This window comes from Ornithinibacillus jepli, from assembly GCF_047228935.1.
Taxonomy (GTDB): Bacteria; Bacillota; Bacilli; order Bacillales; family Amphibacillaceae; genus Ornithinibacillus.
The window spans coordinates 1,338,130-1,351,371 of the sequence record NZ_JBFEGG010000001.1 but is presented as its reverse complement, the minus strand read 5'-3'; the positions used below and the strand labels follow the sequence as shown (position 1 = coordinate 1,351,371).

The 13,242-nt window shown below is 34.9% G+C and carries 11 protein-coding genes and 1 other annotated feature; of the genes, 8 read left to right on the top strand and 3 right to left on the bottom strand.

Annotation, left to right across the window (positions count from 1 at the left end; all coding sequences use genetic code 11):
* Positions 1-3: 3 nt before the first annotated feature.
* The 3 genes from hemL to AB1K81_RS07055 all read left to right on the top strand — a co-directional run bounded on the left by hemL (position 4) and on the right by AB1K81_RS07055 (position 3,572).
* Entirely contained in the window at positions 4-1,290 is a 1,287-nt protein-coding gene (gene hemL / locus AB1K81_RS07065) for a glutamate-1-semialdehyde 2,1-aminomutase (protein ID WP_412975912.1), read from the top strand.
* A 199-nt stretch (positions 1,291-1,489) separates the two neighbouring features.
* Entirely contained in the window at positions 1,490-2,482 is a 993-nt protein-coding gene (gene spoVID, locus AB1K81_RS07060) for a stage VI sporulation protein D (protein ID WP_412975911.1), read from the top strand.
* Between the two features lie 73 nt (positions 2,483-2,555).
* Positions 2,556-3,572 (top strand): hypothetical protein, encoded by a 1,017-nt coding sequence (locus AB1K81_RS07055; RefSeq protein WP_412975910.1) that lies wholly within the window; start codon positions 2,556-2,558, stop codon positions 3,570-3,572.
* Here the strand turns inward: AB1K81_RS07055 and AB1K81_RS07050 are convergent.
* Positions 3,569-3,757 carry a hypothetical protein gene (locus tag AB1K81_RS07050; protein ID WP_412975909.1) on the bottom strand — a complete coding sequence of 63 codons (189 nt, stop codon included), beginning with the start codon at positions 3,755-3,757 and terminating at the stop codon, positions 3,569-3,571. The two genes, AB1K81_RS07055 and AB1K81_RS07050, sit on opposite strands and share 4 nt — an antisense overlap.
* Positions 3,758-3,898: 141 nt before the next feature.
* Positions 3,899-4,131 (top strand) — a binding site (T-box leader).
* A 166-nt stretch (positions 4,132-4,297) separates the two neighbouring features.
* Between AB1K81_RS07050 and AB1K81_RS07045 the strand changes: the two genes are divergently transcribed.
* The gene (locus AB1K81_RS07045; protein WP_412975908.1) at positions 4,298-6,940 is read left to right on the top strand and encodes a valine--tRNA ligase; all 2,643 of its coding nucleotides are present in this window, start codon (positions 4,298-4,300) and stop codon (positions 6,938-6,940) included.
* 26 nt (positions 6,941-6,966) lie between these two features.
* On the opposite strand, the gene AB1K81_RS07040 is transcribed toward AB1K81_RS07045, so the two are convergent.
* Together AB1K81_RS07040 and AB1K81_RS07035 are read right to left on the bottom strand one after the other, a co-directional pair.
* A complete protein-coding gene (locus AB1K81_RS07040; protein WP_412975907.1) occupies positions 6,967-7,833 on the bottom strand; it encodes an ATP-grasp domain-containing protein in 867 nt (288 codons plus the stop codon).
* 1 nt (position 7,834) lies between these two features.
* Positions 7,835-8,725 (bottom strand): ATP-grasp domain-containing protein, encoded by an 891-nt coding sequence (locus AB1K81_RS07035; RefSeq protein ID WP_412975906.1) that lies wholly within the window; start codon positions 8,723-8,725, stop codon positions 7,835-7,837.
* A 63-nt stretch (positions 8,726-8,788) separates the two neighbouring features.
* On the opposite strand from AB1K81_RS07035, the gene AB1K81_RS07030 reads away from it, so the two are divergent.
* The 4 genes from AB1K81_RS07030 (at position 8,789) to AB1K81_RS07015 (ending at position 13,238) form a co-directional block, all read left to right on the top strand.
* On the top strand, positions 8,789-10,066 hold the full coding sequence (locus AB1K81_RS07030) for a bifunctional folylpolyglutamate synthase/dihydrofolate synthase (RefSeq protein WP_412975905.1): 1,278 nt from the start codon (positions 8,789-8,791) through the stop codon (positions 10,064-10,066).
* Positions 10,067-10,184: 118 nt separating this feature from the next.
* Entirely contained in the window at positions 10,185-11,102 is a 918-nt protein-coding gene (locus AB1K81_RS07025; RefSeq protein ID WP_412975904.1) for a hypothetical protein, read from the top strand.
* Positions 11,103-11,291: 189 nt separating this feature from the next.
* Positions 11,292-11,963, top strand: a complete 672-nt coding sequence (gene radC / locus AB1K81_RS07020; protein ID WP_412976130.1) for a RadC family protein — start codon at positions 11,292-11,294, stop codon at positions 11,961-11,963.
* A 231-nt stretch (positions 11,964-12,194) separates the two neighbouring features.
* On the top strand, positions 12,195-13,238 hold the full coding sequence (locus tag AB1K81_RS07015; RefSeq protein WP_412975903.1) for a rod shape-determining protein: 1,044 nt from the start codon (positions 12,195-12,197) through the stop codon (positions 13,236-13,238).
* Positions 13,239-13,242 lie beyond the last annotated feature (4 nt).

The window sequence follows — 13,242 nt, the reverse complement described above, 5'->3', positions numbered from 1 at the left end:
ATAATGAAACAATTTAATCAATCAATTGATGCGTACAAAGAAGCGATTGATTTAATGCCAGGTGGAGTAAACTCCCCAGTAAGGGCATTTAAATCAGTAGGTATGGATCCGATTTTTATGGAGAGTGGAAAAGGCTCGAAAATTAAAGATATAGATGGTAATGAATATATTGATTATGTTTTGAGCTGGGGGCCCCTTATTTTAGGTCATTCGGACGAAAGAGTGGTCGGTAAGCTTCATGAAGTGATTGAAAATGGTACAAGTTTTGGTGCTCCTACATTATTAGAAAATAAACTTGCTAAATTAGTAATTGAACGAGTACCTTCTATTGAAGTGGTTCGTATGGTTAACTCTGGTACTGAAGCGACGATGAGTGCTTTAAGACTTGCACGTGGCTATACAGGTAGAGATCTAATCTTGAAATTTGAAGGTAGTTATCATGGGCATGGAGACTCTCTATTAATTAAAGCTGGCTCAGGTGTTGCTACATTAGGCTTGCCTGATAGCCCAGGTGTTCCTAAGTCTATTGCTCAAAACACGATTACGGTTGCTTATAATGACCAAGAAGGTGTACGGACTGCCTTTGAAAAGTATGGTGATAATATTGCTGCTGTAATTGCAGAGCCGGTATGTGGAAATATGGGAGTAGTTCCACCTAGTAATGGTTTCTTAAGCTTCTTAAGACAGATAACAGAAGAACACGGTTCTCTATTAATTTTTGATGAGGTTATGACAGGCTTCCGTGTTGGTTATCATTGTGCACAGGGGCATTTCGATGTAACCCCAGATTTAACTTGTTTAGGTAAAGTTATTGGCGGTGGTTTACCTGTAGGAGCATATGGTGGAAAACGAGAAATTATGCAACAAGTAGCGCCATCTGGGCCGATCTATCAAGCGGGAACCTTATCAGGTAACCCATTAGCAATGACTGCAGGATATGAAACACTAAGTGCATTAAACGAAGCTTCTTATGAAGAAATGAATAAAAAGGTAGATTTATTAGTAGATGGTTATCAAAAAGCAGCGACAGACTACAATATACCTCTACAAATTAATCGTGCAGGCTCTATGGTTGGTATTTTCTTTGCGGAAGAACCTGTTACTAGTTTTGCTACTGCTTCTAACTATAATTTAGCGCACTTTAATAAATATTATCGAATTATGATTGAAGAAGGTGTCTTCTTACCACCTTCACAATTCGAAGGTCTGTTCTTATCGACTGCTCATACGGAGGAAGATATTGAAAAGACAATTCAAGCAGCAAGAAAAGCATTTTCACAACTTAATTAAGTACTGTAAAGACTATTGGGAATGTCCTAATAGTCTTTTTTTGATAAAAATTTTCTTATTTACATGTTTTAAGACTGTAAAAAGTTCCTATTTCTATCAAGAGATTTTTCTCTACTTAGCATATCCTAATGTCTTGGCTCATATAGATAATTAAGAGATAAGAGCATATGGAATGTATGTTTTGAAGGGAGGAAGTTACTTGGCTAGTGAACAGAATGTGTTTCGCTTTGATTTAAATGAGTCATTGTATTTTGAGAAAGGCCAGGAAGTCGCTGAAATTATGGGGATTTCCTTAGAACCAGAGATTTCTATACAAGAATTTAATGATTATATTTCCATTAGAGGTGTTATTGAATTACATGGTTCTTATCAAAAAGCAGAAACTTTAGATGAAGATGAAGATGAATCGTACATAGAAGGGTATGATTCAAAAAGGTATATGGAAAGGGTTACGGATACTCAATATGGAGTTACAGAATTTACCCATCGTTTCCCTGTTGAGATTACGGTTCCTTCCTACCGAGTGGAAAATCTAGATGAGATTACAGTCATGATTTCAGAATTTGACTATGAATTACCAGAACCAGATTATCTTTATTTACGTTCTACAATTGAAATTCATGGAATTAATAGTCAAGTGGAAGTTGAAGATGAAACCGAGTCAGAAGAAACCTATGGAAACGAACCAACAAATGAGCCTAGTTTAACTAGAGATGAAGAATCATTTGAATTTGAAGTGAAGAATGAAAATGAATCTTCCAGTTACTTAGAAGATACTCCGGAACCATTACCTGCGTTAACAGATGAAGAGTCAAATGACGCAGTAGAAAACGATCGTTGGAAGTTTATGCAAAAAACACAAACCTTTGATGAATTTTTCAACAAAAATAAAGAACTAGAAGTAGTGGAGGAAGAGACATTGGAAGAATCCTCCTCTGATGAATCTGTTAGTCTTGATGACGCTGACGAAAGTAGAACTGGAAACGCAGATTTAACGTATCTGGCTGATATGTTTCGTAGTGGGGAAGAGCAATATGCAAAATTAAAGTTACGTATTGTTCAAGAAAAAGATACGTTAGAATCCCTTGCTGAACGATATGAAACTACAACACTTCATATTCGAAATCAAAATCGACTAGAAGATGATGATATATCAGAAGGGCAATTACTATATATTCCTGTTAAAAAGTAAATGAAGAAATGATTTACCCCTTGTCATGAGTCAAGGGGTAAATTATTGTAAGATTTTATAGGTGGTGAATATCTTGGAGAATGTTCGGCGAATATTAGAATCATATCGTGTCTTTCCTATTGATATAGAAAAAGTCACCGAACGTCTGTATTTTATTAAAGGGAATAAACAACAATATGCTTTAAAAAGAAGTAGTTTAACAGATTCTCGTATTCCTACTTGGATTAATATATATCGAACCGCTTATACTCAAAACATACCGAATATATTACCAATATATTTGAATAAGTCTGGTAAATTATTTACTAAAGATGGAGAGGACATCTATTATTTAACTCCATGGATTGAACATCAAAATCGAAATGCTTCTATAGGTAAAGTGTATCAAAATCTAGGCTTCATTCATTCTAAAACAAAACGTATACAACAGATTACGGGAGAAAATCGGGAAAGTTCACGTGAGAACTTTTTGTTATATAAAAAACAAATGGCGGAGTATCGAAAGAAGTTATTAGATCATGTAGAACAATTTGAAGCGGAACATTTTATGTCACCGGTAGAATTATTTGTGTGTACGCAATATCGTGATTTAGTGCAAGTGTTTTATGTTCTTGAAAAACGTCTAAATCAATACTTAGAATCATTAGAAGAATTATCGGAATGGAAGGTGTGTCTATGTCATGGGAGAATGAAAGATTCCCATGTGCTTCATGGGAACCAACTATTTTTCATTAATTGGGAACATGCATCATTTAACAACCCAATTCTAGATATATCGACGTATTTAAAGCACAAAACACAGTATTATGATACCGAAGAAAGACTTTTATTAGATCAATTGAAATTATATACCGAAGAAAATAAGTTAGAAAATCATGAACTAACTCTACTTTCCATACATTTATTAGATCCTACAGATTATGTTAGGATAATTGATACGTATAGAAATACGAAATCTATGAATATGATAGATTATGTGGTAAAACTCCAGCGGTATCATCGTCAACTATTATTTGGTATCCGCTTTTCCGAATATATTGAGGAAGAATATGAAATGGTCTCATTAGATGAAAGTAGTACAGAAAGTTAAATCCACTTTAAATAAAACGCTATATAAATTCCTGCTAACAGCAATGTAAGTAACACATCAAAGGTTGTAGGGAGGAATATAGTACGGATTAATTGGAAAATAAGTATCGGTAGCGTAATCTGTTCTGCAATAAATAAACATTTTCTAGCCCATGGTGGTAAACGGTAGCGATAATATCGTGCCATATCATAATCACCTCCATTATAATGCACCAAAATCGTTATTTTTAATACTATATGTATAAACCAAGCTAATTCGTGCAATCATCTAAATTAATAGTTGATTTTATAATTGAAATTGGCTAAAATAAGAAAATAATCATATAGGAAAAGCAAATGAGAGGGAAGAGTACAGAATAGTTGCCTTAAAGAGAGGAAAACATTGGTGGGAGTTTTCTAGGTAAACGTTTTGGAAGGTCGCCCTTGATGCAGCGACTCTGAAAATCCAGTAGGAGTATGCCGGGTTAATAACCGATATCAAACAATGAGTGTACAGGTGAAATCTATCCACCTGTAAACAAAGGTGGTACCACGGAAACCCAACCCTTTTCGTCCTTTATTAAGGATGAAAAGGGTTTTTTATATTTTTAGGGCTTAGCTATTGATTTCATTTAAAGGTAAATCACTCTATTTTTTCGCTTTGAGAGGAGTGTATTTGTCTTCTGCTTTAGACAGAAATCAATATTTGCAAATTATGACCTAACACCATAAAGGAGGATGATTTAAATGGAAGAAAAAAACACAACCCTACCACCCAAATACGATCCACAAACAGTAGAAAAAGACCGTTACAAATTCTGGTTAGATGGAAAATACTTTGAAGCAACCAAAGACCCAGACAAAGAACCATTTTCCATCGTAATTCCACCACCAAACGTAACCGGTCGCCTGCATCTTGGTCATGCATGGGATACTACTATGCAAGATACGATTTCACGAATGAAAAGAATGCAAGGCTATGACGTGTTATGGTTACCTGGGATGGACCATGCGGGAATCGCAACACAAGCGAAGGTAGAAGCACGTCTTAAAGAAGAAGGCACGAACCGATATGAGCTTGGTCGAGAAAAATTCCTACAAAAAGCTTGGGACTGGAAGGAAGAATATGCATCCTTTATCCGTTCCCAATGGGAAAAATTAGGTCTCGGACTAGATTACTCAAGAGAACGCTTTACCTTAGATGAAGGACTATCTGATGCAGTTAAGGAAGTGTTTGTAAAGCTGTATGAAAAAGGATTAATCTATCGCGGGAAATACATCATTAACTGGGATCCTGTAACCAAAACAGCTCTCTCTGATATTGAGGTAATTTATAAAGAAGTTAATGGTAATTTCTATCATATGAAATATCCAATTAAAGATAGTGATGAAACGATTGAAATTGCAACAACTAGACCAGAAACCATGCTTGGTGATACTGCTGTTGCAGTACATCCGAAAGATGAACGATATCAGCATTTAATTGGAAAAACAGTAGTTCTTCCAATCGTTGGTCGAGAAATTACCATCATTGCTGATGAATATGTGGATATGGAATTTGGTTCTGGTGCAGTTAAAATTACACCGGCACATGATCCAAATGACTTTGAAATTGGTAACCGTCATGATCTAGAACGTGTTCTAGTAATGAATGAAGATGGCACGATGAATGAAAATGCTGGTAAATATGAAGGTATGGACCGTTTTGAATGTCGTAAACAAATAGTAAAAGATTTACAAGATAAGGGAGTACTGTTCAAAATAGAAGAGCATGTACATCAAGTTGGACATTCTGAACGAAGTGGTGCAGTCGTAGAGCCTTACTTATCAACTCAATGGTTTGTAAAAATGCAACCGCTAGCTGATGAAGTTTTAGAAATGCAAAATACGGAAGACAGAATAAATTTTGTTCCAGAACGTTTTGAAAGAACGTATTTAAACTGGATGGAAAATATTCGCGATTGGTGTATTAGTCGTCAGTTATGGTGGGGACATCGAATTCCAGCTTGGTATCATAAAGAAACAGGAGAAATCTATGTTGCAAAAGAAGCTCCAAGCGATATTGAAAATTGGGAGCAAGATGAAGATGTACTTGATACATGGTTCTCTAGTGCTTTATGGCCGTTTTCTACCATGGGGTGGCCAAATGAAGACGCTGAAGACTTTAAACGATACTTCCCAACGGATGTATTAATTACGGGATATGATATTATCTTCTTCTGGGTAGCGAGAATGGCATTCCAATCAAAAGAATTTACTGGTAAGCGACCATTCAAAGATGTATTACTCCATGGATTAATTCGCGATTCAGAAGGAAGAAAATTTAGTAAGTCACTTGGTAATGGCGTCGATCCGATGGATGTTATCGAGAAATATGGTGCTGATTCACTTCGTTATTTCTTATTAACCGGAACCTCACCAGGCCAAGACATGCGTTTCTATTGGGAAAAAGTAGAATCTACTTGGAACTTTGCGAATAAAATCTGGAATGCTTCCCGTTTTTCTTTAATGAACTTAGAAGGATTTACGTTTGAGGATATTGATTTAACTGGTGAGTTATCTTTAGCAGATAAATGGATTTTAACTAGATTAAACGAAACCATTGAACAAGTAACACGTAATACCGACAAATATGAATTCGGTGAAGCAGGTAGACATCTCCATAACTTCATCTGGGATGAACTATGTGATTGGTATATAGAAATGGCGAAAATCCCACTATACGGAGAGAATGAGCTTGCTAAGAAGACGACACAATCTGTATTAGCCCATGTATTAGATCAAACCATGCGCTTACTACATCCATTCATGCCGTTCATCACCGAAGAAATATGGCAAAAGCTTCCACATCAAGGAGATTCTATTACAATTGCCAAATGGCCAACGGTTCGTGAAGATTTCCATGATGAAAAGGCATCAGAAGAAATGAAACGTCTAGTTTCCATTATTAAGGCAGTTCGTAATATCCGTGCTGAAGTAGACACACCAATGTCTAAACAAATTAGTCTGTTAATTCAAGCTAAGGATGAGACTATTGTCAATGAACTGGAAAGTAATCGCGGTTATTTAGAGCGTTTCTGTAATCCTAGTGAGCTTGTAATAGGAATTAAAGTTGATGCTCCTGAAAAAGCAATGACTGCTGTTATTACAGGTGCAGAAATCTTCTTACCATTAGAAGGGTTAATTGATTTTGATAAAGAAATTGCCCGTTTAGAGAAAGAGCTTGAAAAATGGAATAAAGAAGTGGAAAGAGTAGAGAAGAAACTATCTAATAAAGGCTTTATCGCGAAGGCTCCAGAATCTGTCGTGGAGGAAGAAAAGAAAAAACAACAAGATTATTTAGAAAAACAAAAAGCAGTACAGGTGAGACTAGCAGAATTAAAATCATAAACTATAAACGGGAATCTAAGTTTCAACTAAGATTCCCGTTTTATTGTTTTACTTATGAATGACACATACTTTTCCACTATATTGATATCACTAACAGCACTAAGGGTTCTAGAACCAACTACATCTTCTATCTCATTAAATAATAACTCCCCATCTAACCCAATTAAAAAGTCTATGCCGACCATTCCAAAATCAAAATGCTTTATAATGCTCATAATAAGCGCTCTTTCTCCTTCACTTAACTGGTATAGGTTAGCCGAACCACCAAGTTTGAAATTTGCGCGAAAGTCTGTATTACTTTCTCGAAGAACCGCACCAACAATCTCTTTTCCTACCACGAATACTCTTAAATCCTTTCCAATCTGAACTTTTGTAGATTGGATCACATAATCAATTGGGCTACACTTCAAAAGAAAGGTTAGCCATTCATCATTATCTTTAATGAAATAAACTTGTTTTCCGCCCCTACCAGTTGCTTCTTTTATTACAAAGGGATGATTAGAAAGTGGGGGCTTTTCCGTTAAGTTTTTTCCATTTATGAAGAAAGTATCTACCATTGGAACTCCTAAACGGGCCATTTCGAAATAAGTTTTCGATTTATGATTACATAATTCTGAGATTATGGAAGAATTAAAAACGTGTACGCCTAATTGTTCTAACTGCTTGTTTAGGATAGGCTCAACAGTACGAACAACTGCAAAATTAGGTAGTGTGGATTCCTTTTCATCAATTAAAACAGAATATACGTTTTGGACCACTCCGACTTGAAGCTCTTCTCTTAAAATTAATTGTAAATATAAGCCTTGTTTATTTGCCTCTGAAATAAACCAATCTATGTACTCTTTATTTTCAATTGCATCTTCTGAACTATATATTAACCAGCCATTTGCCACATTAATCCCTCAATTTTTCTAAAATATACTCCACAATTGCATCAGCAGCGTTAATTCCAGTACAATCGTAAAGATTTCGAATATGTGCATTAGAGTTAATTTCACAGATGATATATTGATCATTCTCACCAAATAATAAATCAACACCGCTAAAATCTGCACCAATTGCTTTGGAAGCTTGAATGGCAATTTCTTTAGCAACTTCCGTCGGTTCATAGGCGACCATCTTACCACCGCTAGTAATATTTGCTCTGAAATCATTTTCTGAATATCGTTTCATGGCAGCAACTACTTTGTCCCCTACGACTTGTAGTCTTATGTCTTTACCTTCACTTGATTTAATAAATTCTTGAAACATAAACGGTTTCCCATATAATTCTTGTACCTTCTCTTCTAGCTCCTTTTTTGTATGAATTAAATAGACTTGTTCCCCAAATGAGCCGTAAGCCTCCTTCACAATCATTGGAAATCGTAATTGTTCTATAATGAAATCTAAATTTGGAAGATCTTTTTCTTTACGATTATAATATACCTTTGGTGCAATAATAGTTTTCGGTATAGGAAGATTTTGTTTTGCTAAAGCTTGATACGTAGCAACTTTATCATCACTAGTTTCGATTACATCTGAGCGATTAAAGACAGGGATACCAAGAGATTCTAGTTGTCTAGCTAAATAAATATCTTTGTCAGTAAAAATAACATAGTCTGGTAATTCATAATCTGTTAGAACTTCAAGATTACTGGTACTTAATGATGATAATAGTTCATTGTTTTTTATTATATAGGTTTTAGAATTTTGCTTTGAGGCCGCTTCAAATAGCATCTCGGCAAAATCTAAAAATTTGTTACCAGGCAAATTGCCATTATAAATAATCCAACCAATTTTACTCAATATTCGAATTCCTTTCATCATATGCTATACTAAATTTTAATTGATAATAAAGCTGGTGATATTATGTTTCATAGTATAAAACAGATAGAATCTTTTTTTAAAGAGAGAAGTACATTAGGTATAAAGCCTGGACTAGATCGTATGTATGCGTTGCTAGCCTCTCAAAAGAATCCTGAAAAAAATTTTAAATCTATACATATTGCAGGCACGAATGGGAAAGGATCAACCTTAACGTATTTAAAGTCAGCCCTAGTTGAAAACAATTACCGTGTAGGAGTTTTTACTTCCCCTAGCTTTACTGGTTTGACTGGATATATTATGATTAATAATCAACCAATAAGTGATAAGTCTTTTATTCAATTGTTCAATAAGTTATTACCAAGTATAAAAGAGTTAGATTTAAAAGGGATGCACGCCACGGAATTTGAAATTATAACAACGATAGCTTATATGTATTTTAGTGAAAACATCGATATTGCTATTATTGAAGCGGGTATGGGTGGAAGAGAAGATTCCACCAACTGTATTCAGCCAATTGTCTCTATTATAACAAATATCGCCAAAGACCATGCTAGTTTTTTAGGAGAGACAATAGAAGAAATAGCTTACCATAAGGCTGGCATTATAAAAGATAATATTCCAGTAGTTCTCGGAAAAATTAACCCAGCTTGTATTTCAGTTATTGAGGAAGAGGTTCGCCTAAAAAATACAACAACTTTTCTGTTAAACAGAGATTACTTTTATAAAAGGACAATTATAGATGATAATCGACAGTTTTTAGAATGGAATTATCGTTATTTAAATTATCAGGTTGAAATTCAAATGACTGGATTACATCAAGCGGATAATGCTGCAACTGCTTTAATGGCACTACAGATAATCAAGAATAGTGGAATTAGTATAGAATGGGAAAAAGCACTTGCAGGATTAAGAGATAGTAAAGTTCAAGGTAGATTTGAAAAGATTCATGATAATCCGATTATAATACTAGATGGTGCACACAATCCGAATGGAATGGAAGCATTTCTTAACACGGTGAATCAATTATATCAAGATCAACATAAGCACCTAATATTTGCTGGATTTAAAGATAAAGAATTACAGAAAATGCTTGAGATGGCATTACCGTACTTTAATTCGGTAATGGTGACTTACTTTGATCATCCACGTGCAGAATCAGCTGAAAATTTAGTGGAAATGGTAGCATCTGACAAGGTGAAAAGTACGAATTGGGAAGAAGAAATGAAGAAAATAAAAGAAGGTAATGATATTTATTTCTTTGCGGGTTCACTACATTTTATCGGTATAGTTAGAGAATATATAAAAAATCAAACCTTGTAAGGTTATTCCGGTTTATGTTGAAATAAATAGTTCTCCTTGTGACAACATTCTCCTTACTTTTTGCAATGTATATGCTAGAGTTGAAAGAACGAATCTAGCAAAGTGGGGGTAACAGAACATGGCCGTTAAAAAACAAATAGTAGTCAGGTTAGATGGAAAAGGAAAACAAGGGTCTTTTCGTAAATCAAATTATAGTCAAGTAGAGAATATAGAGAGAATGAATGAAGAACTAGCAGCTGCAGAAGAATCTAGTGACAGTAAGATTCATACTTTTACTAGAAATTATGATATACCTTTACTATCACAATCTAGCTCAAAGAGTAAAAGTAATTTTCATATATTTAAACCGATTATTATTGCGATTATTTCTGCTATTATTATCGGTTCTATCATGGGATTTATTATGTTAAAAATAATAGTTAATTTTGACAATAATCTTACAGTAACACAAGATTATGTTGCTCCTACTAATGGTGAAGAAAATGGTAATGAGGGAACAACTACTTCCACCAGCACGGAAACTTCACAATATAAAATTGATGCAATGTCTGCCTATGTTTTACAAGGAGGAGTTTTCTCATCAGTAGCAGGTGCAGAGGTGGAATCAGAAAAGTTTGTGGATGCTGGATATTCACCAGTTATTTGGGAAAAAGACAATCAATTCTTTTTACTAGTAGATTTAGGTTTATCTAAGGAGTCATTGCAACAAGATGTGACTTCTCTTAAAGAGAGTGGAATAGAAGTATATGCGAAAGAATGGCAGTTAAGTGAACAAGAACTGGAACTTACAAAAGAGGAACATGAGTGGTTAGTTTCATTTCAAGATAAATGGAAATTGACTTTAGAGACAGGGAATATTGAAGCGAAACAGTGGCAACAGATATTAGATCAAGCGCCTACTCAGTCAGAAAAACTGTCTAGTCTAGTTCGTAGTATTGAGGAGAATGTTTCTGCTGATGATAAAAATACAGAAGGTGTTTTACTTAAAACTTGGAAAACTTTTGCAACGGTATTAACTACTGTAGGTGTGGAGTGATATAGTATAAAAAATTTTAAATTAAGAAGAAACCAGAACCTAAAAAATAGAGATATAGGTACTGGTTTTATTTTTTTGGATAAATTTTTTAAGTTGAAATGTTTATTTTGTTCATTTGTAAGTGATTCATAACTAAGCTATTCTATTTCTAAACGAAAGGAGGAAATATCGTTGAAAACTTCATCGATTATGATCAAAGATGTTCCGAAAGAAGACCGACCTCGTGAACGACTTCTAAGTTTAGGTGCTAATCATCTTTCGAACCAAGAGTTGTTAGCAATTCTATTAGGGAGTGGAACAAAAGATGAATCGGTTATGACCCTTGCTAATCGAGTTTTAATGCATTTTGAAGGATTAAAGCTTTTAAAAGATGCAACCTTTGAGGAACTTACTGCTATAAAAGGAATAGGAAATGCTAAAGGAGTATTAATTCTATCTGCGTTAGAACTTGGAAAGCGTTTAAGTCAGTATAGACCAAATGAACGTTATGTAATTCGCTCACCAGAAGATGGTGCAGATTATATTATGGAAGAATTGCGTAATTTAAATCAAGAGCATTTTGTAGTTCTGTTCTTAAATACTAAGAACCAAATTATTCATCGTCAAACAATATTTATTGGTTCACTTAATGCGTCAATTGTCCATCCTCGTGAAGTTTTCCGTGAAGCAGTTAAAAGGTCTGCTGCATCCATCATCGTAGCTCATAATCATCCTTCAGGTGACCCAACCCCATCCCAAGAAGATATCCATGTGACAAAACGACTTCAGGAATCCGGTAAAATGATAGGTATCGAATTATTAGATCACTTAATCATAGGAGATCATAAATTTGTATCATTAAAGGAAAAAGGCTATATATAGCACTATCAATTTCTCTCGTTTTTTCGTATAATTAAATAGATAAAGTATGAGCGCCATTTTCATATTAAGTTGAAAGTGGCGCTTCTTGAGATTGGAAAAGAGATAATACATATTTTTTCCATGGAATCATGTGCGTTATTTGAATATATTATACGGTCCGCCACATAAAATATAAAAGAACAGTCATGCTTTATAATGCAAAACTTATAGTAATCGGAGAGGGAGATATTATTGGGGATCTTTGGATTTTCTCAAGATTTAGGAATTGATTTAGGTACAGCTAATACATTGGTATTTGTTAAAGGAAAAGGTGTAGTATTAAGAGAGCCATCTGTCGTCGCTAAAAATGTAGAAACAGGTGAAATAGAAGCAGTAGGTAGTGCAGCAAGAAATATGCTAGGTAGAAATCCGGGGAGTATTTCAGTTATAAGGCCGATGAAAGATGGTGTAATTGCTGATTACGATACAACAGCTGCAATGATGCAATATTATATTAAACGTGCAATGAAGAGTCGTTCAACATTTGCTAAAAAGCCAAATGTGATGATTTGTGTTCCTTCAGGCATTACAATGGTAGAAGAGCGTGCAGTAATTGATGCATCGAAACAGGCTGGTGCAAGAGAGGCATTTCCAATTGCTGAACCATTTGCAGCAGCAATTGGAGCGGGGCTACCTGTATGGGAACCGACAGGGAGTATGATTGTCGATATAGGTGGTGGAACGACAGAAGTAGCAGTTATATCATTAGGTGGAATTGTTGCATGCCAATCTATTCGCAATGCAGGCGATAATATGGATAATTCTATTGTGAACTATATTCGAAAGTCGTATAATTTAATGATTGGTGAAAGAACAGCCGAACAGATTAAATTCGAGATTGGTTCAGCAAATGATAAAAGTATAGCAGAACATGAGATGGATATTCGTGGAAGAGATTTGCTTACCGGATTACCTAAAACTATATCTATTACCGGTAGGGAAGTTTCAGAAGCACTAAAGGATACAGTAGACGCAATTATAGATGCTGTTAAAACTACGTTGGAAAAAACGCCACCTGAATTAGCAGCAGATATTATGGACCGTGGGATTGTATTATCTGGCGGAGGTGCGCTATTACGTAATCTTGATAAAATAATTAGTGATGAGACTAAGATGCCGGTATTTGTTGCGGATAATCCACTAGATAGTGTTGTAATTGGGACTGGTAAATCGTTAGAATATATTCAACATTTTAAAGCGCAACCGAATGTATCTACTCGTCCTACAGTAGAATAAGTAG